The sequence below is a fragment of the Neoroseomonas eburnea genome, from assembly GCF_018129005.1.
Classification (GTDB): domain Bacteria; phylum Pseudomonadota; class Alphaproteobacteria; order Acetobacterales; family Acetobacteraceae; genus Neoroseomonas; species Neoroseomonas eburnea.
This window is the reverse complement of record NZ_JAAEDL010000008.1, coordinates 1-21,385: the sequence shown is the minus strand read 5'-3', so window position 1 is coordinate 21,385 and position 21,385 is coordinate 1. Positions and strand designations below refer to the sequence as shown.

The window sequence follows — 21,385 nt, the reverse complement described above, 5'->3', positions numbered from 1 at the left end:
CGCCGATTGCAGTTGCTTTCGGGGGGCGGAGGGTCCATATCCGTGCCGTCACCTCGTCCGGTCCGCTTGTCGGACCCGCTCTCCGTGCCTTCCCTATGGTTGAGCCTCAGCGATGGCTGGCCCGTCGCGCTGTTTTGCGCGCCGGCAACACCGTCGTGCGGTAACGCGCGTCGGCAACGCCAGTGCGCATGTCGCGCGCCGGCAACGCTCAACCCGGAGACATCGGCATGAGCATCGGTACCGTTAAGTGGTTCAATGCGACCAAGGGCTACGGCTTCATCCAGCCTGAGGACGGCGGCAAGGACGTTTTCGTCCACATCAGCGACGTGCAGCGCTCGGGCCTGAACGGCCTCAACGAAGGCGACAAGGTCGAATTCGAGCTGCAGCGCGGCCAGCAGGGCAAGGTTTCGGCGGGCAATCTCCGCCTCGCCTGATCCCGACGGGGGCGGCCTTCGGGCCGCCCTTTCACTTTCAAGACCCCGGAGCACCCCAGTGGCACGCAAGCCGAACTACGGCCAACAGCGCGCCGACGTGAACCGGGCCAAGCAGGCCAAGAAGGAAGCCAAGCTGCGCGAACGCGAGGAAGCGGTCGCGAAGCGCAAGGCCACCGGACAGGACGGCGAGCCCGACACCGAGGCCCAGCAGGACGCAGAGCCCGCGCGCGACTGACGCAGCGCGGAGGAGAGACAGACATGGCCGCGAAACCCGGCAGCAAGTCGAACTTCGTGCTGTTCGACGTGTTCTACGAAGACGGCAGCCGCCGTTCCAACCGCAAGGTCCCGGCCGAGATCCTCGGCGGCCTCGACGGTGACGCGCCCGCGCGCAAGGTCATCGAGGAACAGGACAACGAGATCGCCAAGGCCTCGGGCAGGCCGGCACTGGCGATTTCGCAGCTCGTCCGCGCGGGCGGGAAGAAGAAGTAAGGTCGGGGGAGGAGAACCTCCCCCGAGGCCCCCTCCCTTCCTTGGCTATTCCGCTGCGCGGGCCTGGTTGGCCAGCAGGGGCACGATGCCGGGAAGGATAGAACCCTCCCAGAGCTGCGCCAGCAGCGCCTTGGCCTGGGCGGCGCCGATGGCGTCGGAGGTCAGTTCCAGGAATTTGTCGGACAGGTCCTGGTCCGTCAGCGGCGCGTCGGGGTCGCCCTTGCGCGTGTGCTGGTGGCGCTTCAGCACGCGGCCGTCCTTCAGCCTGATCTCCACCTTGGCGGAGCGCTTGGACGGGAAGGCCGCGGCGCATTCCGGGTCGAGCGCCACGCTCACCTTCGCCATCAGGGCGCGGATCGCCGGGTCGGTCAGCCGCGCGGGCTCGAAGGCCGCCAGCCGCACCCCCCCATGCAGCAGCATCGTCGCCACCGTGAACTGCGTCGAGAAGCGGCAATCCTGCTCGGTCTGCGCAGTCGGGCGGTCGCAGACCTCCTTCGTCGCCTTGTAGCCGCCGACGGCGACGGCAACGACGTCCTCAGGCTTGAAGCCGTTCTCCAGGTGCAGGTCACGCACGGCGTCGAGCGCGGCGAAGATATGCCCGCAGCAGCCGTGGTTCTTGAAGGTCATGTCGGTGATGGCGAAGGGCTGGCCGATCTTCGCCAGCGACCTCTCCCACTTGCCGGTGTCCTCGCTGGTCGCCGCCGCGAAGCCCGCCGGGCCGTGCAGCACATCGAGCGCGCCAGTCATGCCCTTCGCCGCGGCCATCGCCGCGAGCGCCCCGGCCTCCGCCGCATGGCCCGGGTGGAGCGGCTTCGACATGCCCTCCCCGCGGAAGGCCTGCTGCAGCCCGCTCGCCATGGTGGCGGCGGTGGCGATGGCATGCGCGGTGCGCTCCGCGTCGCAATCCAGCAGCACGGCAACCGAGGCGGCGGCGCCGAAGGTGCCGACCGTGCCGGTGGTGTGCCAGAAATCATAATGCGAGGGCTGAACGGCCAGGCCGATGCGGCAGGACACCTCATAGCCCGCGGCCAGCGCACGCAGCAGCATGTCCATGTCCGCCCCGCGCGCCTGCGCCGCCGCCAGCGCCGCCGCGATGGTCGGGCAGCCGGGGTGATAGACGGCGTAGCGGTAGATGTCGTCGAACTCGACCGTGTGCGACGCCGTGCCGTTCAGCAGCGCGGCATGGCGCACCGGGACGCGGCGGCCCGACACGTAGCAGACGGCACCGCCACCGCCGCGCGTCTCGTCCTCCAGCGCGGCCGACATCAGTGTCGCAGGCGGGCGCCAGGCGCCGGCCAGCAGGGCGGCGAACCAGTCCACCAGCGCGCGTCGCGCATGCCGCGCGACATCGGCTTCGAGCGGGCGCGACCGCCAGGTGGCGGCATGGTCGGCAAGGACGAGAAGCGGGTTCGTCATGGCTTGCTGCTCACGCGTTGCCGCGCAGCACCTCCTTGTTGATGACGACGTCGGGGTCGAGCTGACCCTTGAAGTGCGCGATGATGCTCTCCGCGCAGGACAGGCCCATGCGCCGCGTGGACTGCTCCGTCGCCGCCGCGGTATGCGGCGAGACGACGACATTCGGGAAATCGAGGAAGGGCAGCCTGGTGGTGACGGGTTCCTCCCAGAACACGTCGAGCCCCGCGGCGCCGAGATGGCCCGACCTCAGCGCGGCGGTCAGCGCCGCCTCGTCCACCAGCGTGCCGCGCGCGGTGTTGATGTAGGCCGCGCCCGGCTTCATGGCCGCGAGAAAGGCGCCGTTCACCATTGCCCGCGTCTCCTCGTTGGAGGGGCAGTGGGTGGTGACGATATCCGCCTCCGCGAGTCCTTCGTGCAGCACCTTCACCGGCCGGAACCCCGCGCCCTTGATGGTGTTCTGGGGAATATAGGGGTCGTGGACCAGCACCTCCATGCCGAAGGCGGCGCAGAGCCGCGCGACGCGCCCGCCGATCCGCCCGAAGCCGACCACGAGGACCTTCAGCCCGGCGAGGTCGAGGGTGCGCAGCGACGGCTTCGGCCCCCAGTCGAGCGCGCGGGTGTTGCGGTCGTAGTCGATGGTCCGCCGCGCCGTGGTCAGCATCAGCATCATCGCGTGCTCGGCGACCGAGACGGCGTTGGCGTCCGGTGTCACGGTCAGCGGGATGCCCCGTTCGGTCAGCGCCTTCACATCCACCGCGTCGTAGCCGACGCCGTGCCGCGCGCAGATCGACAGCATCGGCGCCTTGTCGAGGAAGGCGCGGTCGATCTTCGTCGCGCGGACGATGATGGCGTCCGCCGTCTTCATCGGCTCGGCCAGCGTCTCGGGCGTGACGGGATCGAGCATGGTGACGGTGTAGCCCGGTTCGGCGCGCAGCCGCGCCATGGCGTCGGGATGCAGCGGGCGGAGGCAGACGATGTGCGGCATGGGGCGGCGCCTCAGAGCTGGTGATGCGCCGCGGGGCCGAGGATCGCCTCCCGCATGCGATTCTGGATGATCGAGCCGTCGCGCGGCGGCAGGACCAGCTTCTTGCTGGCGGCGTCGATCTTCGCCACGGCGAAGAACGGGCCCTCGCCGGCATGGATCGCGGCCTTGAGCGCCGCGACCTCATCGGGCTTCGTGACGGACATGGTGCGCGCGAAGCCCGCACCCCTGGCCATGGCGACGAGATCGACGCCGTATTTCGTCGCCGTCTCCTGCATGCCGGTCTCGCCGTAGTGCTCGTTGTCCTGCACCACGATCGAGAGGTTCTTCGGCTTCTTCACCGCGATGGTCGCCAGCGCGCCGAGGCCCATCAGCATCTCGCCGTCGCCGGTCAGCACCAGAACGCGGCGGCTGGGCTGCGCCAGGGCGAGGCCGAGGCCGATCATCGCCGCCGCGCCCATGCCGCCCCACAGCGGCAGGTTCAGCGGATGGTCGCCGACCGCGGTGATGTCCCAGGCCGGGGCGCCGAGGCCGGCGATCACCGCCATCTCCCCGCGGTCCTCGAGCAGGACGCGGGTCAGCTCACGACGGTCGAGCTTTCCGGATTCCGCGAGCATCGATTCAGTCCTTGCCGAAGGTCTTGGCGCCGATGACGCGCTGGCCGATCAGCGTCGCGGTCGGGCGGAAGGTGTTGAAGGCCATGCGGATGGTCGCATCCACGGTGGGCGCGATGTCTTCCGGCGTATCGGCGCGGCGCACCAGCGTCCCCATCGCCTCCAGCACCGCCTGGGTGGCATTGCCCATCGGGATCTGCGCCGGGTTGAACTCGCCGAAATCACCGCGCATCGTCACCAGCATCGGCATCGGGCAGCGGTGGATGTGCGACAGCGACAGCATGTTGATGCAGTTGCCCACGCCCGAGGACTGCATCAGCAGCACCGCCTTGTCGCCGCCGAGCCAGGCCCCCTGCATCAGGGCGATGCCTTCTTCCTCGGTGGTCAGGGTGGTGACGGTGATCTCATTGTCGGCGAGGCAGCGCTTGATCAGGCGGGAATGCCCGGCATCCGGCACCAGGCAGACCTGGCGGATCCCATGCTTCTTCAGCAGGTCGTAGATCTGGTCGGGCCAGGCGGCGGCCGCGTCCGGGGCCTTGTCGATGGCGTTGGGATCCATTCGTTTCCTCGAAAATCGGGCTCGCGAGCATCCTAGGGCGGGGCGGCAGGCTGGCAAGAGCGGCACCTGTCGCGGCATCATGGGGCTACCATGCCCTTCACGCAGACCATCGGCGGCACGCGCTTCGTCTTCGACGACCTGAAGACGCTGCTGGCGCGCGCCACGCCGCTGCGCTCGGGCGATGCGCTGGCCGGGGTGGCGGCGGGCAGTGCCGCCGAGCGCATCGCCGCGCAGCGGGCGCTGGCCGATGTGCCGCTTGCGCGCTTCCTCTCCGAGACCGTGATTCCCCCTGAGGCGGACGAGGTCACGCGGCTGATCATCGACCGCCACGATGCCGCCGCCTTCGCCCCCGTGCGCCACCTGACGGTGGGCGGCTTCCGCGACTGGCTGCTGGCGGCCGAGCCGGCGGCGGTCACCGCGCTGGCAGCGGGCCTGACACCGGAGATGGCGGCGGCGGTGTCCAAGATCATGCGCGTCGCCGACCTGATCCAGGTCGCGGCGAAGTGCCGCGTCGTCACGCGCTTCCGCAACACCATCGGCCTGCCCGGGACCTTGTCCATCCGCCTGCAGCCGAACCACCCGACCGACGACCCGCGCGGCATCGCCGCCGGCGTGCTGGATGGGCTTCTGCTCGGCGCGGGGGATGCGGTGATCGGCATCAATCCCGCCACCGACAATGTCGAATCGGTGATGCGCGTGCTCGATATGCTCGACACGGTGCGGGACCGCTTCGCCATCCCGACGCAGACCTGCGTGCTGTCGCACGTCACGACGACGATGCTGGCGATGGAACGCGGCGCGCCGGTGGACCTGGTGTTCCAGTCGATCGGCGGGACGCAGGCGGCGAACGCCGCCTTCGGCGTGTCGCTTGCCCTGCTGCGGGAGGCGCGCGAGCAGGCGCTCGCCCTGAAGCGCGGTACGCTCGGCGACAACGTGATGTATTTCGAGACCGGCCAGGGCAGCGCGCTCTCCGCCGAGGCGCATCACGGCGTGGACCAGCAGACGCTGGAAGCGCGCGCCTACGCGGTGGCGCGCGAATTCGCGCCGCTGCTGGTCAACACCGTCGTCGGCTTCATCGGGCCGGAGTACCTGTTCGACGGCAAGCAGATCCTGCGCGCGGGGCTGGAGGACCATTTCTGCGGCAAGCTGCTCGGCCTGCCGATGGGTGTCGATGTCTGCTACACCAACCATGCCGAGGCCGATCAGGACGACATGGACACGCTGCTCACCTGCCTCGCGGTGGCCGGCGTCACCTATGTGATGGGCGTGCCGGGGGCGGATGACGTGATGCTCGCCTACCAGTCGACCTCCTTCCATGACGGGCTGACGGCGCGCGCGATGCTGGGCAAGCGCGCGGCGCCGGAATTCGAGGACTGGCTCGCGCGCATGGGCATCGGTGCCGACGCCGAGCGCATCCCGCCGCGCCTTTCCCCCGCGCTGATCGGGCTGGAATGACGGGGCCCGCTCTCTGGCGCGACCTGCGTCGCTTCACCGATGCCCGCGTCGGCCTCGGCCGCGCCGGCACCGCGCAGCCCACGTCGGCGCATCTCGACTTCCAGGAAGCGCATGCGCGCGCCCGCGACGCGGTGTGGTCGGCGCTCGACGTGCCCGCGCTGGAGCAGGCGCTGGCGCCGCTCGGCCTGCCGGTGGTGCGGGTGCGCAGCGCGGTGCCCGACCGGCGGAGCTACCTGCTGCGGCCGGATCTCGGGCGCCGCCTCGACAATGCCGCCGCCATCCCGCGCGCGCCCGGCAGCATCGCCTTCGTCGTGGCGGACGGGCTCTGCGCCATGGGCGTGCAGCGCCATGCGCCAGGCGTGCTGGAACGCCTGGTGCCCGCCCTGCCCCTGCCGCCGGGCCCGATCGTCATCGCCGAGCAGGGCCGTGTCGCCCTCGGCGACGAGATCGGCGAACGGATCGGCGCCGCCGCCGTCGTGGTGCTGATCGGCGAGCGTCCGGGCCTGTCGGCCACCGACAGCCTCGGCCTCTATCTCACCTGGGCGCCGCGCCGCGGGCGCACGGATGCCGAGCGCAACTGCATCAGCAATATCCGCCCCGGCGGGCTGAGCTATGACGAGGCCGCCGCCAAGGCCGCCTGGCTGCTGTGCGCGGCGCGGGGCCTCGGCGGCACCGGCGTCGCGCTGAAGGACGAGATGCCCGCCACGGCCTTGCCCGCGCCATGATCCGCGTGACCGGCCGCATCAGCATCGGCGAGGACGAGCTGACCGAGGATTTCCTGCGCGCCTCCGGCCCCGGCGGGCAAAACGTCAACAAGCTGGAGACGGCGGTGCAGTTGCGTTTCGCCGCGATGGCCTCGCCCAACCTGCCGGAGGCAGTGAAGGCGCGGCTCGTGACCCTTGCCGGGCGGCGCATGACCAAAGACGGCGTGCTGGTCATCACCGCCCAGCGCCACCGCACGCGCGAACGCAACCGGGAGGACGCGCTGCAACGCCTGCTGGACCTGTTGCGGGAGGCCGCGACGCCGCCACCGCCGCCGCGCCGGCCGACCAAGCCCTCCCGCGCCGCCAAGGCCCGGCGCGTCGACGAGAAAACCCGCCGCGGCGCCACCAAGCGCCTGCGCGGCGGCAAGCCGGGGGACGAATGATGCCGACTCGCGACAGCCGCACCCCCACCATCCGCATCGAGCGCGATGCAACCGCCGACATGCATCACGGTGCGCCTGCACGCTCCGGCTACAGCGGCCTTCAGCTCAGCATCTGCCCGCCATCCACCACGATGGTCTGCCCCGTCACCCAGCGCGCGAGCGGGGAGGCGAGGAACAGCGCCACATCCGCCACCTCCTCCGGCGTGCCGAGCCGGCCGAAGGGAATGCTCGCCAGGATGCGGTCGTAGAGCGCGGGGTCATCCGTCCGCCGCTTCTCCCAGCTGCCGCCGGGGAATTCGATCGACCCCGGCGCGATGGCGTTCGCCCGGATGCCATCCCTGGCGAGCATCGCGGCCTGGGAGGCGGTGTAGTTGATCACCAGCGCCTTCACCGCCGCATAGGCCGGCGAGCGCACCGAAGGCGCGAGCCCCGAGATCGAGGTGGTGTTGACGATGCACCCCTTCGACATGCGCAGATGCGGCACTGCGGCGCGGGAGGCCCGCACCGTCGCCATCACATCCACGTCGAGGCCGCGCTTCCACGCTTCCTCCGTATCCGGCGCGCCGAAGCCGGAGGCGTTGTTCACCAGCACGTCGATCCCGCCCAGCACGGCGGCCGCCTCCTCCACCCAGGCGGCGACCTGCGCCGCATCGGCGAGGTCCGTCGGCTTCACATGCGCAACACCTTCGGCGACCAGCGCCGCCAGGTCCGCGGCGCCGCGCGCGCAGACGGAAACCCGCGCCCCCGCCGTCGCGAAGCCGAGCGCGATCGCCCGCCCGATGCCGCGGCTGCCGCCGGCCACCAGCACACGCCGCCCTGTGAAGTCGAACCCCATCGTCACATCCCGTCCCTTGCTGCCGCCCATCCTGCCGTCGGCGGCCCGGCGCCGCCAGACGCCCCGTTGCCGCGACGCGCGAATGCCGGCATCAAGGGCGCGGCGCGCGACAGGGGGAGTGGGCTTTCGTGGTGCAGGCGCTGTTCATCCACCAGAATTTCCCGGGCCAGTACCGGCACCTCGCGCCCATCATCTCGCAGCGCAAGGGCGCGCGCGTCATCGGGCTCGGCGAACGCGCCAATACCTCCCCGCCAGGGCCGACGCATCTGCGCTACCCCGCGCCCGAAGGCGCGGGGGAGAAGACGCACCGCTACCTCCGTCCGGTCGAGGCCTCGGTCCGCCGCGGCCAGGCCGTCGCGCGCGCGCTGATGGGGCTGAAGCAGAAGGGATTCGTGCCCGACATCATCTGCTGCCATCCGGGCTGGGGCGAAGGCCTCTACCTGCGCGACGTCTTTCCCGATGCGCGCATCCTCCATTACTGTGAATTCTACTACCGCGCCTCCGGCGGCGATGTCGGCTTCGACCCGGCGCAGGAGGTGACTCTGGACGAGATGGCCCGAGTCCGCACGCTGAACATGACGCAGCTCCAATCGCTCGAGGCGACGGACTGGAGCGTCTCGCCGACACTCTGGCAGCGCAGCCGCTACCCGGCCTTCGTGCGGGAGAAGACCTCCGTCGTGCATGAAGGGGTCGACGCGAACTTCGCGACGCCGAAGGGTGCTGCCACGGTGAAGCTGCCGGACGGCCACACTGTGACGAAAGGCGAGGAGATCATCACCTTCGTCTCCCGCAACCTCGAACCCTATCGCGGCTTCGACATCTTCATGCGCGCCCTGCCGGAGATGCTCGCGCGCCGTCCCGCGGCGCACGCCGTGATCGTCGGCGGGGAGGAGCGCGGCTATGGCCGCATGCCCGCCGACGGCCGGTCCTGGAAGACGGTGATGATGGAGGAGGTCGGCGCGAAGCTCGACATGTCGCGCGTGCACTTCACCGGCCGCATCCCGCATGAGGGGCTGGTGGCGCTGTTCCGCATCTCCTCCGCCCATGTCTACTACACCTATCCCTTCGTGCTTTCCTGGTCGCTGGTCGAGGCGATGGGCTGCGAGGCGCTGGTCATCGGCTCCGACACCGCGCCGCTCGCCGAGGTGATGCGCCACGGGGAGAACGGCATCCTGCTGCCCTTCCACGACCATGCCCGCCTGGCGGACGCGGTGGTGGAGGCGCTCGCCAATCCCGACCGCTACGTGCCGCTGCGCAGGGCGGCGCGGCGCACCATGCTGGAACGCTTCGACCTGCATGCCATCTGCCTGCCGAAGCAGGTCGCGCTGTTCGACGCGGTGCTCGCGGGCAAGCCCGGCACCGCCGCCATTCCCGCCCCCGAGGACGAGCCATGACCCTTCCCTTCGTGCCGATGGCGGAGATCCGCCGCGGCGGCATCCTGGAAAGCCTGCACCACGGCATCGCCGTGGTCGCGGACGCCGAGGGCCGCGTGCTGCAGGCCTGGGGCGACCCGGCCTTCGTCACCTTCCCGCGCTCCTCGCTCAAGCCCTTCCAGGCGATCGCGCTGGTGGAAACCGGCGCCGCCGACGCGGCCGGGCTGACCGAGGAACACCTGGCGCTCGCCTGCGCCTCCCATGGCGCGGAGGATTTCCAGGTCGCGCTGGTGCGCGGCTGGCTGGATCGCCTGGGCCTGACGGAATCGGCGCTGGTCTGCGGGCCGGACATGCCGCGAAGCCAGGCGGACCAGGCGCAGGTCTGGCGGTCGGGCGGCGACAGGTCGCGCGTCTATCACAATTGCTCCGGCAAGCATTGCGGCTTCCTGACGCTGTCGAAGCACATCGGCGCGTCGGTCGCCGGCTACGACGACCCGGCGCATCCGGCGCAGCGCCTGTATCTGGAGGCCTTCTCGGAGCTGATCGGCGAGGATGCGGCGAAGCTGCCGCGCGGCATCGACGGCTGCGGCCTGCCGGCGATCGCATTGCCGATGCAGACCATGGCCAAGGCGGCCGCGCGCTGGGCCGCGGCGAAGGTCGCGACGGAATCCCGCCGCACCGCCATCCGCCGCCTGCAATCGGCCATCCGCACCTACCCGGACCATCTCTCCGGCCGCGATTCCGCAACGGGGAAGATCGTGCGCGCAACCCAGGGCCAGGTGCTGCTGAAGGGCGGCGCGGAGGGCTATGTCGTCGGCTTCGTGCCGGCGCAGGGCCTCGGCATCGCCGTGAAGCTCGCCGACGGCGCGGCGCGCGCGAAGATGGGCGTCTTCGCCGCGCTGCTCGGGCGGCTCGGCCTCACCGATGCCGCCGATGCGCTGGCCGAATCCGTCGAGGGCGAGATCCGCGACAGCAACGGCAAGCCGGTCGGCAGCATCAGGGTGACGCTGCCGGCCTGACCTGGAGCAGCTTCCGTTCGCATCGGATCACGGCAACCGCCCCGGCCCTTCGCCTTCACGGGCATCTTCCCCCGGTCAGGTGGTTCCACCTGATCGGGATCTGCTCCGGACGGCTCATGCCAACGGCCGCTGTTCGCGACCCTTGGCATGTGGCTGTTCGAGCCCTCGGACGCCGGGCGCAAACCTCCGGCTTGCCTGGCTTCGCCGGACCACCCGCGGGCCGCATTCGCGGCCTCGGCACGAGTTCGTGACTCGCGCCGACAGTATCAGCCGCCCACGCGGTGGACGGCGCTTGCCTGAGGTCCCTTCTCGCCCTCGCTCACCGCAACGCGCACGTGGTCGCCGACGCGCAGTTGCGCGAAGCCGTTCCCCACCACCGAGTTGCGGTGGAAATAGACTTCCTGCCCGCCTTCGAGGGTAATGAAGCCGTAGTCCTCGCCGGCGACGAAGCGCGCGATGCGGCCCGGGACCAGCCCCGGCTCATGGTGCTTCACCGCGCCGCCGAGCTTGCGCACGTGGTCCTCGAGCTGGCGTGTCGCCGCGGCGAAGGCATCGCGCAGCGCGACGTAGGGGTCCTCATGCGCATGGTCCTGCGTGCCGCCATTGCCGGCGACGATGCGTCCGCGCGGCACGTCCACCTCGATCCGCGCGCGGTAGAGGTTGCCCTGGTGGTGGTGGCGGTGCGGCGCCTCGACGGTGACGTGGCAGCGCAGGATGAAGTCGGCGAAGCGTTCGAGGCGCGCGGCCTTGTCGCGGATGCGCGCCTCCATCGCCGGGGACGGATCCATGCCCTTGAAGGTGGTCTGGACCGGAATGGCCATGATCTGCGTTTCCTTCCGCAACCACGCCCTCGGCAGGGCGGGGCGGTCGGGCAACTACACAATCGATCGGCGGCCGTGGCCTTGACGAAGGTCAACCGACCGGACGCGGCGGCAGGTTCGCCGCGGAAAGACGCGCGCGGACCTGGCCTTCCTCCGCCGCCAGCGCCGGGCTGATCGCGACGGGGTAGGGCGGCGTCGCCGGTGCCAGGGCGCGCAGCGGCGCCGGCAAGGCCGCGATGCGCTCCGCGGCGTTCTGGCGTGACGTGGCGAGCGGCGGACGCGGCGCGGCCCGGCGCCCGCCCGCCATCACCTGGCGCAGCAGCGGCTCGCCGGGCAGGTCTTCTCCCGCCAGCGCGACGGTGTCGCCCGTGGCCGTGCGGAACACCTGCTTGCGGCCGGGCAGCGTGCGCTTGCCCTCGGACAGCTTCATGCGCCCCTGCCCGGCATAGGCGGTCAGCTTGTAGGCGATGTCGAGCGCCGGCGCGTCGCCCGAGACGCTCATCTCGGTGCCGACGCCGAAGGCATCGATCGGCGCGCCGGCGGCCAGCAGCGCCGCGATGCGGTGCTCGTCCAGCCCGCCCGAGGCGAAGATCTGCACCTGCGTCAGCCCCGCATGGTCGAGGATGCCGCGCGCCTGCCTGGCCAGCGCCGCCAGGTCGCCGGAATCGAGCCGGATGCCGCGGACCCGGAAGGCGGCGCCGAGTTCACGCGCCAGTTCCACGACGCGCCGCACGCCCGCCGCCGTGTCGTAGGTGTCCACCAGCAGGATGGTTTCCGGATAGTGGTGCGCGAAGGCGCGGAAGGCGTCGGCCTCCCGCGCGAAGGCCTGGACGAAGCTGTGCGCCATGGTCCCCGCGACCGGGATGCCGTGGCGCGCGCCGGCCAGCACATTCGACGTCGCGGCGACGCCGGCCAGGTGGAAGGCCCGCGCGCCAGCCAGCGCGGCATCGATGCCCTGCGCCCGGCGGCTGCCGAACTCCACCACCGGCCGGCCGGCCGCCGCAGCCACCACGCGCGCCGCCTTGGAGGCGAGCAGCGTCTGCAGCCCCACCATGTTCATCGCCAGGGTCTCGAGCAGTTGCGCCTCGGCGATCGGCGCCACCACCTCGATCAGCGGCTCGCCGGCGAAGACCGGCGTGCCCTCGGGCACCGCATGCACCGCGCCGGAGAAGCGCAAGCGCGCGAGCCAGGCGAGGAACTCCTCGGGGAACGCGCCCAGGCCGCGCAGATAGGCGAGGCTGTCCCCGCCGAAGCGCAGCGCTTCCAGCGTGTCGCAGAAATCCTCGGCGCCGCAGGCGAGCAGGAAGTTGCGCCCCGCCGGCAGGCGGCGGACGAAGAGGCTGAACACCGCCTCCTCCTCCATGCCGAGCGCATGGTAGGCGTGCGCCATGCGGAATTCGTAGAGGTCGGCGAAGAGCTCGAGCCCATCCGCCGACACGGCGTCAGGCCCCGGCGGCCAGCATGCGCCGGAACACCGGCACGGCGGCGGCGAGATCCGCCACCGCGACGCATTCATGCGGCGTATGCGCGGTGGCGATGCTGCCCGGGCCGAGCACCACGCAGGGCGCGAGGTCCTGGAGCTCGCTCGCATCCGTGCCGTAGGGCGCGGTGCGCGGGGCCTCGCCGGTCTCCGCCGCCGCCAGGCGGATCAGCGGATGATCGGGCGGCAGCTCGGGCGGCGTGCCCTCGCGCTTCTCGGCCAGCGTCACGCCGGCGCGCCGGGCTGCGTCGTGCACCGCCGCCTCGATCGCCGAATAGTCGACGCTGCGGCTGCGGCGGAATTTTATCCGTGCCGTCGCCTTGGCGACCGTCACATTCACCGCCGTGCCGTGGTTGTCGACGATCAGGTTGAAGTCGCTGAACGGCGGTTCATACGCGGCATCCTGCAAGGCGGGATCGCTGCGCAGGCGCTCGAACACCGTCTTCATCTCGGCGAGGAAGGGGATCAGCACCCAGTTGGCGTTGGTGCCGAGCCCGGTCGATGAATGCGCCTGCACCCCGGTCGCGACGGCGGTGTATTCGATGTGGCTGCGATGCCCGCGCACCGGCGCGAGGCCGGTCGGTTCCGCCACCACGATGCCCCGCAGCCCGAGCGAGGTCGCATAGGCCGAGGCCGCGATGGCGCGCGCGCCCTGCTTCGATGTCTCTTCATCGGTCGTCAGCAGCAGCGTGACGGGCACCCCCATGGGCATGCTGCGCGCCGCGACGATGCAGGCCGCGACCGGCCCCTTCATGTCCACCGAACCGAGGCCATGGAGCACGCCGCCCACGACGCGCGGCGTCCAGGGTGGATCGGTCCAGCCGGTGTCCGGCACCGTGTCCATATGGCCGGAGAGCGCGTAGCCGCCCTTCGGCCCGCGATGCGCCACCAGGGCGCGCTTCGCCACGCCATTGGCGTCGGCGTAGTTCACGCGCTCGATCTCGAAGCCCTTCAGTTCGGCCTCGATCCGCTCCGCGACCGGCAGGTTGGAGATCGAGGATCTGCTGTCGATCGCCACCAGATCGGCGGCGAGACGAAGCACGGCATCGGCATCTTCGGTCATGGACGGCAGCATCCCTTGCCCGCCGGCCCCGGGCAAGCGAGGCTGCGCCCGCCATGACCGATATCGCCTATCTCGACCCCCGCACGGGGCGCACCTACCCGCTGGACGTGCCGCGCTGGTGCGGCGACGACCAGGCCCCGCTGCTGCTGACGCCGCTGCCCGGCATGACGCGCGACGCGATCCGGCAGGAGGACCGCTCCCTGTGGCGCTACGCCGCCGCGCTGCCCTTCGTGCCGGAGGACCCGATCAGCATGGGCGAGGGCTGCACGCCGCTGGTGCCGCGCGTCATCGCCGGCGCGTCCGCCCTGTTGAAATGCGAGTGGTTCATGCCGACCGGGTCGTTCAAGGACCGCGGCGCGTCGGTGATGCTCTCCCTGCTGCGGGCACAGGGCGTGACGAGCGTGCTGGAGGATTCCTCCGGCAATGGCGGCGCGGCGGTCTCGGCCTATGCCGCGGCGGGCGGCATGGCGGCGACGATCTTCGTGCCGGCCAGCACATCCCCGGCCAAGACGGTGCAGTCGCGCGCCTCGGGGGCGACGATCCAGCTCGTCCCCGGCAGCCGGCAGGATTGCGCCGACGCGGCGCTGCGGGAATCCGAGCGCATCTTCTACGCCAGCCACAACTGGCACCCCTTCTTCCTGCACGGCACCAAGACGCTCGCCTACGAGCTGTGGGAAGACCTCGGATTCACGGCGCCCGACAACGTCATCGTGCCCTGCGGGGCGGGGTCGAACGTGCTCGGCTGCGGCATCGGCTTCGCGGAACTGCTGCGCGCGGGCGAGATCGCCCGCCTGCCCCGCATCTTCGCCGCCCAGCCGGCCAATTGCGCGCCGATCGCGCGTGCCTTCCTGGGCGCGGCGCCGGTTCCGGCACAACCCACCATCGCCGAAGGCACCGCCATCGCCCAGCCCCTGCGCACCGCCGAGGTGAACCAGGTGCTGACCGACAGCGCCGGCGGCGCGGTGATGCTGAGCGAGGAGGAGATCGCCGCCGCGACGCTCGACCTCGCCCGCAGCGGCATCTATGTCGAGCCGACCTCCGCCCAGGCCGCCGCGGCCTTCGCGAAGCTGCTCGCTGCCGGCACCATCACGCCGGACCAGACGACGGTCGTCGTGCTGACCGGCACCGGGCTGAAAGCCACGCCGCGCATCGCGGAACTGCTCGGGGTGGCCGTCTGATGCCCGGCCCGCGCATCGCCCTGCTGGGCTTCTCCATCGAGTGCAACCGCTTCGCCCCGCCGGCCGGGCGCGCCGACTTCACCGGCCGCTGCTTCCTCGAAGGCGGGGCCATCATCGCCGACGCCCGAAGCCCCGCCCCGCGCGCGCTCGGCGAGATGCCCGGCTTCGTCGCGGACATGGACGCCGCCGGTCCCTGGCAGCCGATTCCCATCCTGCTCGCCATGGCCGAACCCAACGGGCCGGTGCAGGCCGCCTTCTTCGCCGAGATGATGGCGACCTGGCGTCGCGGCCTGGAAGCGGCGAAGGGCCAGGTGGATGGCGTCTACTGCGTCATGCACGGCGCCGGCCTGACCACCGAGGACCACGACCCGGAGGGCACCATCCAGGCGCTGATCCGGGAGATCCTCGGCGACATCCCGCTGGTCTGCTCCTACGACCTGCATGCCAATGTCTCCGACCGCATGGTGGCGACGACGGATGCCTTCGTCGGCTACCGCACCAACCCGCATCTCGACATGCGGGAACGCGGGGCGGAGAGCGCACAGCTGCTGCGCCGCCTGCTCGCCGGCGAGCGCTTCGTGCGCGCCTTCCGCCGCCTGCCCATCGTCGCGCCGACGGTCTCGATGCTGACCGCCCAGGGTCCCTATGCGGAGGTCATCGACCTCGGCCAGGAGCTCGCGGCGAAGGATGCGCGCATCGCGAACGTCTCGGTGATGGGCGGCTTCGCCTATGGCGACACGCCCTTCAACGGCATGGCGGTGATCGTCACCGCCACGGACGGCGCGGCGGCGGAGGCGCTGGCCGACACCCTCGCCCACGCCGCCTGGGACCGCCGGCACCGCTTCGTCGCGCACCTCACTCCGTTGGACGAGGCCGTGCGCCGCGCCAGGGAAAGCCCGGTGCCGCTCGCCTTCGCCGATGTCGCCGACAATCCCGGCGGCGGCGGGCGCGGCAACACCGTCTGGATCCTGCAAGCCTTCCACGAGGCCGGCGTGCAGGATGCGCTGATCGGCATGCTGCTCGACGCGCCGCTGGCGGTCGAGGCGCACGCCCTCGGCGTCGGCGCCCGCTTCACGGCGCGCTTCAACCGCGACATGGCGGCGGATGATCCGTTCAGCAGGCGTTTCGAGGCGGAAGCCGTGGTGCGCGCGGTTTCGGACGGCCATGTCACCGGCCGACGCGGCATCTATGCCGGTACGGCGATGACGCTCGGCCGCACCGTCTGCCTGCAGATCGGCGGGCTGTCCGTGGTGGTGACCGAAGGGCGCGCGCAATGCGCCGACCCGGTCTTCTTCGAGCATCTCGGCCTCGACATCGGCAAGGCGCGCGCCGTGGTGGTGAAGTCGCGCGGCCATTTCCGCGGCGGCTTCGACGAGTTCTTCCGCCACGAGCAGATCGTCGAGGTGGATTGCCCCGGCCTCACCTCCCCCATCCTCACCCGCTTCGACTGGACCTTCATGCCCCGCCCCGTGCTGCCGATCGATGCGGAGGCGCGCTGGCCCTGAGCCAGCCCTTGCACGCCGCCGCCCGGCGGGCGAGCGTGCGGCCGAACGATGGGAGAGCCGCCTTGCGCCGCAACCTGATGGTCCTGACGCTGCTCGCCGCCCTGCCGGCCGAGGCGGTGGCGAACACCGCCTTCTGCGGCGCGCTGCGACAGGTGGTCGCGGCTGCGGAAAGCCGCTTCGATTCGCTTCCGCTCGCCCGCCACGCCATTCCGGGCTCGCTCGAGGAACGCCGCGGCGTGATGCAGTCCGCGAGCGGCCAGCCGCACGGCGTCCTCTATGCCGTCATGTTCCGCCATGATGCGCGCCAGCAGCCCAACCCGGTGCGGGAACGCTTCGCCGCGCTGCAGCGGGAGATCGGGCAATGCCTGACGGAGGCCAGCACGCTCGGCGTCACCGAGGGGCAGGGCGGCGCCCTCGCCCGCTGGCAGACACCCTATGCGGTGGTCGGACTGCGGCGCGCGGATGGCGGGCAGGAACTCGCGGACTCGCAGATCGAACTCTCGGTTGCCTCGCGCTGGTGAGGCTGGTGGAAGCATGACCCTCGACGACCTCCCGACCCCGTGCCTCGTCCTTGACCTCGGCATCCTCAAGCGCAACCTGGCGCGAATGGCGGCGGCCGTCGCCCGCCATCCCGGCCTCACGCTGCGCCCGCACATGAAGACGGCGAAGTCGCTCGCAGTGGCGGAGCTCGCCGCACCCGGCAAGGGCCCGATCACGGTCAGCACGGTGGCCGAGGCGCGCTACTTCGCCGGTGGCGGCTTCAGCGACCAGATCCTTGCCGTCGGCATCACCCCGGCGAAGCTCGACCGCATCGCGGCGCTCAACGCGCAGGGCGCCGACGTGAAGGTCATCACCGACGACGCCGAGGTCGCATCCGCCATCGCCGCCCATCCCGGCCCGCTGCGCGCTCTGGTCGAGGTGGATTGCGGCGAAGGCCGCGGCGGCGTCGCGCCCGACAGCGCCCTGCTGGTGGAGATCGCCGCCCGGCTCGGCGCCCGCTGCGCCGGCATCATGACCCATGCCGGCCATTCCTACGCCGAGCGCAGCATTGCCGGCGTCGAGCAGGTGGCCGAGGCGGAGCACAAGGGCGCGCTGCGCGCGGCGGAACGCCTGCGGGCGGCCGGCATCAAGGTGGAGGTCGTCTCCCTCGGCTCCTCCCCCACCGCGCTCCATGGCAAGGACATGTCCGGCATCACCGATGTCCGCGCCGGGGTCTACATGTTCGGCGACCTGTTTCAGGCGCAGATCGGCACGCATGGGATGGAGGACATCGCCGTCACCGTCCTCGCCGCCGTCACCGGCCGCAAGCCGGAGCGCAACGCGGTGCTGGTCGATGCCGGCGCCATCGCCCTGTCGAAGGACCGCTCCACGGAAAAGGCGCCGAAGGACTATGGCTTCGGCCTGATGCTCGACATCGACGGCAGGCCTTCCTTCGGCGATGCCATCGTCCTGCGCACCCACCAGGAACACGGCGAGGTGCGCGGCGAGGCCCCGCTGCCCTTCGACCGCCTGCCGATCGGCGCCCTGGTGCGCATCGCGCCCAACCACACCTGCCTGACCGTCGCCCAGCATGACCGCTACCACGTGGTCGATGGGGCGCGCGAGGTGATCGCGGTGTGGGACCGGGTGAACGGATGGTAGGGCTCCGCCCCATGCGCGCGAACAGATTGTGCTGTTGATCGGAGAGGGGCCCTGCCCCTCTCCGAGCCTCACCCCGCCAGGGTGCGGTGCACCCTGGACCGGCCGATACCTGGTGCCGGGCTTGACTGCCACGCCGGCATGAAGAAGCGCGCCGCGGGCACGGCGTCCGGAGAGCATCCCGGGCTCCGGGCGCGGCGCTTCCTTCGTCGCTGCGGAACTCCCGCCCTGCCCAACACCGGATGACGGTTTCCAAAGGCCCTTCGGCCTTGGGTGGGGAGAGGTCCGGAGAGGGGCAAGGCCCCTCTCCGGTTCCCTCATCCCCACACCTTCGCGCGCATGCGCTGCCGCCCGCCTCCCATCACGGCGCCGCCACGAGCACCACCGCGCCGGCGGCCAGCCCGGCCAGCGACCCCACCACGAAGAGCAGCCCGTAGCGCCCCGAACCGAGCGCCACGGCATAGACAGCCTTGGCGACGATGTTGCTCGCCACCGCCACGCCGACGGCCTGCACCGCGACCTCGGCGTCGATCACCGCCGGCACCATCAGCGGCACCGACAGGGTGATGGCGTCCACATCCGTCAGCCCGGTGACGGCGGCGATGACGATCACCGCCGCGCCGCCAAGCTGCTCCGCGCCGAGCTTCGCGAGCGCGCCGACGCCGCCCAGCAGCGCCGCCATGCGCAGCACCGCGCCGACCTCGAAGGGATTCCCGAGCGCCGGCGGCCCTTCGGTCATCGGCGCGCGCTGCCGCGCCAGCAGCAGCGCCACCACGCCCATGCCGGCGGCCGCGGCCACCAGCGCGGGCAGCAACTCGCGCCCCGTCTGTGGCGCCACCAGCAGCGCCAGCCCGGCGGTCCGCAGGCAGGAGATCAGGCCGGCGACCAATGCCCCCGCCGCGAGCCCGCCCGCCGGTCCACCCTTCGCGGCGGCCGAGGCGTTGGACAGCGTCACCGCGGTCGAGGAGATCAGCCCCCCCGCCGCACCGGCCAGCAGCAACCCCCTCTGCTCGCCGCCCAGCTTCACCCCGAGGTAGCCGAGGTAGGAAATCGCCGCGAGCAGCACCGCCAGCGTCCAGACCTTGTGCGGATTGATCCCGGCCAGCCAGGAGATCGGCACGTCCGGCACCAGCGGCAGCGCCACCAGCGTCATCGACAGCAGCAGGATGGCCGAGCGCAGTTCCACCCAGGTGATGCGCGCCATCAGCCCGTGCAGGGATTCGCGTGCGGCGAGCACGGCGGTCATCGCCACCGCCGCGGCGCCGGCGGCCTGCGCCTCCCCCGCCACCGCCAGCGCGCCGAGCATGTAGGTGCCGACGGCGGCGACCGAGGTGGTGGCGCTGAAGCGGCCTTCGGCCTCGGCTTCCCGCAGCGCGAAGGGCACCAGCGCGGCCATCAGCGCGAAGAGCCCGGCGGCCAGCAGCACGGCCCGGGCGACAGGCTCCGCATCGCCCGCCAGCGCGGCGACGATGCCGCCGACAAGGCCCACCAGCGCAAAGGTCCGCACGCCGGCCGTGCGCTTGCCGGGCGCCTCGTCCCGCTCGCGCCAATGGCGCTCCGCGCCCACCAGCAGGCCGATGGCCAGCGCCACGGCCAGGCGGCGGATCAGATCCTCCCCGTCCATCAGGGCATTTCGCGCCGGGCGGGGATGCGCCGCAAGCCCCGTGTCTTGCGCGCCCCCGGCCGGCACGCCCATATCCCGGCCATGGATCTCGACTTCACCGAGGCGGAACTGCACCGCTACTCGCGCCACATCCTGCTCGAGGAAGTGGGGGCGACGGGCCAGGCGAAGCTGCGCGCCGCGCGCGTGCTGGTGGTCGGGGCGGGCGGCCTCGGCTCGCCGCTGGCGCTCTACCTGGCCGCCGCCGGCGTCGGCGCGATCGGCATCATCGACGACGACGTGCTGGAACTGTCCAACCTGCAGCGCCAGGTCGCGCACACCACCGCGCGGCTCGGCCGCAGCAAGGCGGAGAGCATCGCCGAATCGCTGCGCGCCCTGAACCCCGAGACGCGGGTCGAAGTCCACGTCCGCCGCATGGACGTGGATGCCGCGCAGGAGCTGATCCCGCGCTACGACATCATCTGCGACGGCACCGACAATTTCGCCACGCGCTTCCTGCTCGGCGATGCCTGCCACCTGCTCGGCCGGCCGCTGGTCAGCGCGGCGGTCCTGCGCTTCGAGGGACAGCTCTCGGTCTTCGCGAGCCATGACGGGCAATGCCCCTGCCACCGCTGCCTGCACCCCGAGCCGCCGCCGCCCGGCCTGGTGCCGACCTGCTCGGAAGCCGGCGTGCTCGGCGCCGTCACCGGGGTGATGGGAACGCTTCAGGCGACCGAGGTGCTGAAGCTCGTGATGGGGATCGGGGATCCGTTGAAGGGGCGGCTGCTGCTGTGGGACGCGCTCGATGCGCGGTTCCGGTCGGTGCGGCTGAAGCGCGACCCGGCCTGCGCACTGTGCGGGGAAGGGGCGACGATCCGCGACCTGTCCGCACATCGGGATGTGGCGGCGCCGGCATGTGCGGTTTGAAGATGCGGGGGAGGATGAACCTCCCCCGCCCCCCCTCCCTTTTTTGTCCTTTGGGAACTGACCTCGGAGGTCAGTCTCCATGTGCCAAGGAAGGTTGGGGGGCTCGGGGGGAAGTTCCCTTCCCCCCGATCTTTCCGCCATGACCACCCTCGGCATCCTCCTCGAATCCGGCACCCACGCCCGCGCCCACTACGCGCTGGTCGTCGCGGCCGGTGCGGCGGCGCTCGGCCGCGAGGTGACGCTGTTCGCCACCAATGCCGGCTGCCGCCTGCTACTGGACCCCTGCCCGCTGCTCGACGACCCGCGCGAGGCGGAAATCTCCGCCCGCGGCGTCGCCGGCATCGCGACGCTGATGCCGGCCTGCGTCGAGCTCGGCGTCCGCCGCATCGCCTGCGAGGCCGGGCTGCGGGCCGAAGGATTTCATGACCTTCCCCTTGCCTCCGGGGTTGAGGTCGCCGGCATCGCCACCTTCCTCGAGGCCCTCGGCACGGGTCAGGTGATCACCTTGTAGTGCAGCGCGGCTTGACCGGGACTCGGCCATAGGGGGAGAGAGGGGCATGACACGCGTGCTCCGTACCGGATGGATGCTGCTGGCCGTGCTCGGCGCCGCGCCGGCCTTCGGGCAGTCGAGCCTGGGCGGGGCAGGCAGCCTGCCACCGCCGCAGCGCCCTGGCGGCACCGCCGCCCCGGCCGCCCCCACCCCTCCGGCCCGCCAGGCCACTCCGGCACCGACGGCACCACCCCGCCAGGCTACCCCTGCCCCCCCCGCGCCGCGCCCGCCCGCGGCGGCGGCCCGCACGCCGCCTCCCGCCCCGGTCGTGCGTGCCCCGAGCCGCCCCAACGCACGCCC

The 21,385-nt window shown here is 71.7% G+C and carries 24 protein-coding genes and 1 pseudogene; 16 read left to right on the top strand and 9 right to left on the bottom strand.

Annotation, left to right across the window (positions count from 1 at the left end; translation table 11 throughout):
• Nucleotide 1: 1 nt before the first annotated feature.
• From GXW74_RS28760 to GXW74_RS09830, 4 genes and pseudogenes are all read left to right on the top strand, one after another.
• Nucleotides 2-103, top strand: a pseudogene (locus tag GXW74_RS28760) (hypothetical protein); the annotation flags it as partial.
• A 124-nt stretch (nucleotides 104-227) separates the two neighbouring features.
• The gene (locus tag GXW74_RS09840) at nucleotides 228-434 is read left to right on the top strand and encodes a cold-shock protein (protein WP_211846327.1); all 207 of its coding nucleotides are present in this window, start codon (nucleotides 228-230) and stop codon (nucleotides 432-434) included.
• A gap of 58 nt (nucleotides 435-492) precedes the next feature.
• Complete coding sequence (locus tag GXW74_RS09835) at nucleotides 493-669, top strand: hypothetical protein (protein ID WP_211846326.1); 177 nt, start codon at nucleotides 493-495, stop codon at nucleotides 667-669.
• Nucleotides 670-692: 23 nt separating this feature from the next.
• The gene (locus GXW74_RS09830; RefSeq protein WP_211846325.1) at nucleotides 693-923 is read left to right on the top strand and encodes a hypothetical protein; all 231 of its coding nucleotides are present in this window, start codon (nucleotides 693-695) and stop codon (nucleotides 921-923) included.
• 45 nt (nucleotides 924-968) lie between these two features.
• Here GXW74_RS09830 and GXW74_RS09825 read toward each other — a convergent pair whose 3' ends face one another.
• From GXW74_RS09825 to GXW74_RS09810, 4 genes are read right to left on the bottom strand one after another with little or no spacing between them, the layout of a single operon-like run.
• Entirely contained in the window at nucleotides 969-2,339 is a 1,371-nt protein-coding gene (locus tag GXW74_RS09825; protein WP_211846324.1) for an MmgE/PrpD family protein, read from the bottom strand.
• A 10-nt stretch (nucleotides 2,340-2,349) separates the two neighbouring features.
• On the bottom strand, nucleotides 2,350-3,324 hold the full coding sequence (locus GXW74_RS09820; RefSeq protein ID WP_211846323.1) for a hydroxyacid dehydrogenase: 975 nt from the start codon (nucleotides 3,322-3,324) through the stop codon (nucleotides 2,350-2,352).
• 11 nt (nucleotides 3,325-3,335) lie between these two features.
• Complete coding sequence (locus GXW74_RS09815; RefSeq protein ID WP_211846322.1) at nucleotides 3,336-3,938, bottom strand: thiamine pyrophosphate-dependent enzyme; 603 nt, start codon at nucleotides 3,936-3,938, stop codon at nucleotides 3,336-3,338.
• Between the two features lie 4 nt (nucleotides 3,939-3,942).
• Nucleotides 3,943-4,494, bottom strand: coding sequence for a thiamine pyrophosphate-binding protein (locus GXW74_RS09810; protein WP_211846321.1), 552 nt, complete (start codon nucleotides 4,492-4,494; stop codon nucleotides 3,943-3,945).
• A gap of 90 nt (nucleotides 4,495-4,584) precedes the next feature.
• Here GXW74_RS09810 and GXW74_RS09805 point away from each other — a divergent pair, with 90 nt between their 5' ends.
• The 3 genes from GXW74_RS09805 to arfB are packed head-to-tail and all read left to right on the top strand — an operon-like array spanning nucleotide 4,585 to nucleotide 7,096.
• On the top strand, nucleotides 4,585-5,949 hold the full coding sequence (locus GXW74_RS09805) for an ethanolamine ammonia-lyase subunit EutB (RefSeq protein ID WP_211846320.1): 1,365 nt from the start codon (nucleotides 4,585-4,587) through the stop codon (nucleotides 5,947-5,949).
• Complete coding sequence (gene eutC / locus GXW74_RS09800) at nucleotides 5,946-6,674, top strand: ethanolamine ammonia-lyase subunit EutC (RefSeq protein WP_211846319.1); 729 nt, start codon at nucleotides 5,946-5,948, stop codon at nucleotides 6,672-6,674. The genes GXW74_RS09805 and eutC overlap by 4 nt, the downstream gene beginning before the upstream one ends.
• Nucleotides 6,671-7,096: an alternative ribosome rescue aminoacyl-tRNA hydrolase ArfB gene (gene arfB, locus GXW74_RS09795; protein WP_211846318.1), complete on the top strand. Its 426-nt coding sequence runs from the start codon at nucleotides 6,671-6,673 to the stop codon at nucleotides 7,094-7,096. Before eutC ends, arfB begins: the two co-directional genes overlap by 4 nt.
• A gap of 100 nt (nucleotides 7,097-7,196) precedes the next feature.
• Here arfB and GXW74_RS09790 read toward each other — a convergent pair whose 3' ends face one another.
• Nucleotides 7,197-7,931: an SDR family NAD(P)-dependent oxidoreductase gene (locus GXW74_RS09790; RefSeq protein WP_211846317.1), complete on the bottom strand. Its 735-nt coding sequence runs from the start codon at nucleotides 7,929-7,931 to the stop codon at nucleotides 7,197-7,199.
• Nucleotides 7,932-8,059: 128 nt separating this feature from the next.
• Here GXW74_RS09790 and GXW74_RS09785 point away from each other — a divergent pair, with 128 nt between their 5' ends.
• The gene (locus GXW74_RS09785) at nucleotides 8,060-9,325 is read left to right on the top strand and encodes a glycosyltransferase family 4 protein (protein WP_338148194.1); all 1,266 of its coding nucleotides are present in this window, start codon (nucleotides 8,060-8,062) and stop codon (nucleotides 9,323-9,325) included.
• Nucleotides 9,322-10,323 (top strand): asparaginase, encoded by a 1,002-nt coding sequence (locus tag GXW74_RS09780; protein ID WP_211846316.1) that lies wholly within the window; start codon nucleotides 9,322-9,324, stop codon nucleotides 10,321-10,323. The genes GXW74_RS09785 and GXW74_RS09780 overlap by 4 nt, the downstream gene beginning before the upstream one ends.
• 266 nt (nucleotides 10,324-10,589) lie before the next feature.
• Here GXW74_RS09780 and GXW74_RS09775 read toward each other — a convergent pair whose 3' ends face one another.
• The 3 genes from GXW74_RS09775 to GXW74_RS09765 form a co-directional block, all read right to left on the bottom strand.
• Nucleotides 10,590-11,144 carry an HPF/RaiA family ribosome-associated protein gene (locus GXW74_RS09775; RefSeq protein ID WP_211846315.1) on the bottom strand — a complete coding sequence of 185 codons (555 nt, stop codon included), beginning with the start codon at nucleotides 11,142-11,144 and terminating at the stop codon, nucleotides 10,590-10,592.
• 91 nt (nucleotides 11,145-11,235) lie between these two features.
• A complete protein-coding gene (locus GXW74_RS09770; RefSeq protein ID WP_338148193.1) occupies nucleotides 11,236-12,582 on the bottom strand; it encodes a nicotinate phosphoribosyltransferase in 1,347 nt (448 codons plus the stop codon).
• A gap of 4 nt (nucleotides 12,583-12,586) precedes the next feature.
• Nucleotides 12,587-13,687: a M20/M25/M40 family metallo-hydrolase gene (locus GXW74_RS09765; RefSeq protein WP_211846313.1), complete on the bottom strand. Its 1,101-nt coding sequence runs from the start codon at nucleotides 13,685-13,687 to the stop codon at nucleotides 12,587-12,589.
• Nucleotides 13,688-13,740: 53 nt separating this feature from the next.
• On the opposite strand from GXW74_RS09765, the gene GXW74_RS09760 reads away from it, so the two are divergent.
• From GXW74_RS09760 to GXW74_RS09745, 4 genes are all read left to right on the top strand, one after another.
• On the top strand, nucleotides 13,741-14,865 hold the full coding sequence (locus GXW74_RS09760) for a pyridoxal-phosphate dependent enzyme (protein WP_211846312.1): 1,125 nt from the start codon (nucleotides 13,741-13,743) through the stop codon (nucleotides 14,863-14,865).
• The gene (locus GXW74_RS09755; protein ID WP_246523143.1) at nucleotides 14,865-16,370 is read left to right on the top strand and encodes a M81 family metallopeptidase; all 1,506 of its coding nucleotides are present in this window, start codon (nucleotides 14,865-14,867) and stop codon (nucleotides 16,368-16,370) included. The genes GXW74_RS09760 and GXW74_RS09755 overlap by 1 nt, the downstream gene beginning before the upstream one ends.
• 62 nt (nucleotides 16,371-16,432) lie before the next feature.
• Nucleotides 16,433-16,891, top strand: a complete 459-nt coding sequence (locus GXW74_RS09750) for a hypothetical protein (protein ID WP_211846311.1) — start codon at nucleotides 16,433-16,435, stop codon at nucleotides 16,889-16,891.
• Nucleotides 16,892-16,904: 13 nt separating this feature from the next.
• A complete protein-coding gene (locus tag GXW74_RS09745; RefSeq protein WP_211846310.1) occupies nucleotides 16,905-18,011 on the top strand; it encodes an alanine racemase in 1,107 nt (368 codons plus the stop codon).
• Nucleotides 18,012-18,369: 358 nt separating this feature from the next.
• Here the strand turns inward: GXW74_RS09745 and GXW74_RS09740 are convergent, their stop codons facing one another.
• Nucleotides 18,370-19,632: an MgtC/SapB family protein gene (locus GXW74_RS09740; protein WP_211846309.1), complete on the bottom strand. Its 1,263-nt coding sequence runs from the start codon at nucleotides 19,630-19,632 to the stop codon at nucleotides 18,370-18,372.
• 81 nt (nucleotides 19,633-19,713) lie between these two features.
• Here GXW74_RS09740 and GXW74_RS09735 point away from each other — a divergent pair, with 81 nt between their 5' ends.
• The 3 genes from GXW74_RS09735 to GXW74_RS09725 form a co-directional block, all read left to right on the top strand.
• A complete protein-coding gene (locus GXW74_RS09735; RefSeq protein WP_211846308.1) occupies nucleotides 19,714-20,535 on the top strand; it encodes a HesA/MoeB/ThiF family protein in 822 nt (273 codons plus the stop codon).
• A gap of 139 nt (nucleotides 20,536-20,674) precedes the next feature.
• Complete coding sequence (locus GXW74_RS09730) at nucleotides 20,675-21,046, top strand: DsrE family protein (RefSeq protein ID WP_211846307.1); 372 nt, start codon at nucleotides 20,675-20,677, stop codon at nucleotides 21,044-21,046.
• A 46-nt stretch (nucleotides 21,047-21,092) separates the two neighbouring features.
• A partial coding sequence (locus GXW74_RS09725; RefSeq protein WP_211846306.1) for a hypothetical protein occupies nucleotides 21,093-21,385 on the top strand: 293 nt, incomplete at its 3' end.

Coding starts and splice junctions, on each gene's coding strand:
- GXW74_RS09840 (WP_211846327.1), top strand. CDS start 228: ATGAGCATCGGTACCGTTAAGTGGTTCAATGCGACCAAGGGCTACGGC.
- GXW74_RS09830 (WP_211846325.1), top strand. CDS start 693: ATGGCCGCGAAACCCGGCAGCAAGTCGAACTTCGTGCTGTTCGACGTG.
- GXW74_RS09825 (WP_211846324.1), bottom strand. CDS start 2,339: ATGACGAACCCGCTTCTCGTCCTTGCCGACCATGCCGCCACCTGGCGG.
- GXW74_RS09820 (WP_211846323.1), bottom strand. CDS start 3,324: ATGCCGCACATCGTCTGCCTCCGCCCGCTGCATCCCGACGCCATGGCG.
- GXW74_RS09815 (WP_211846322.1), bottom strand. CDS start 3,938: ATGCTCGCGGAATCCGGAAAGCTCGACCGTCGTGAGCTGACCCGCGTC.
- GXW74_RS09810 (WP_211846321.1), bottom strand. CDS start 4,494: ATGGATCCCAACGCCATCGACAAGGCCCCGGACGCGGCCGCCGCCTGG.
- GXW74_RS09805 (WP_211846320.1), top strand. CDS start 4,585: ATGCCCTTCACGCAGACCATCGGCGGCACGCGCTTCGTCTTCGACGAC.
- eutC (WP_211846319.1), top strand. CDS start 5,946: ATGACGGGGCCCGCTCTCTGGCGCGACCTGCGTCGCTTCACCGATGCC.
- arfB (WP_211846318.1), top strand. CDS start 6,671: ATGATCCGCGTGACCGGCCGCATCAGCATCGGCGAGGACGAGCTGACC.
- GXW74_RS09790 (WP_211846317.1), bottom strand. CDS start 7,931: ATGGGGTTCGACTTCACAGGGCGGCGTGTGCTGGTGGCCGGCGGCAGC.
- GXW74_RS09780 (WP_211846316.1), top strand. CDS start 9,322: ATGACCCTTCCCTTCGTGCCGATGGCGGAGATCCGCCGCGGCGGCATC.
- GXW74_RS09775 (WP_211846315.1), bottom strand. CDS start 11,144: ATGGCCATTCCGGTCCAGACCACCTTCAAGGGCATGGATCCGTCCCCG.
- GXW74_RS09765 (WP_211846313.1), bottom strand. CDS start 13,687: ATGACCGAAGATGCCGATGCCGTGCTTCGTCTCGCCGCCGATCTGGTG.
- GXW74_RS09760 (WP_211846312.1), top strand. CDS start 13,741: ATGACCGATATCGCCTATCTCGACCCCCGCACGGGGCGCACCTACCCG.
- GXW74_RS09755 (WP_246523143.1), top strand. CDS start 14,865: ATGCCCGGCCCGCGCATCGCCCTGCTGGGCTTCTCCATCGAGTGCAAC.
- GXW74_RS09745 (WP_211846310.1), top strand. CDS start 16,905: ATGACCCTCGACGACCTCCCGACCCCGTGCCTCGTCCTTGACCTCGGC.
- GXW74_RS09740 (WP_211846309.1), bottom strand. CDS start 19,632: ATGGACGGGGAGGATCTGATCCGCCGCCTGGCCGTGGCGCTGGCCATC.
- GXW74_RS09735 (WP_211846308.1), top strand. CDS start 19,714: ATGGATCTCGACTTCACCGAGGCGGAACTGCACCGCTACTCGCGCCAC.
- GXW74_RS09730 (WP_211846307.1), top strand. CDS start 20,675: ATGACCACCCTCGGCATCCTCCTCGAATCCGGCACCCACGCCCGCGCC.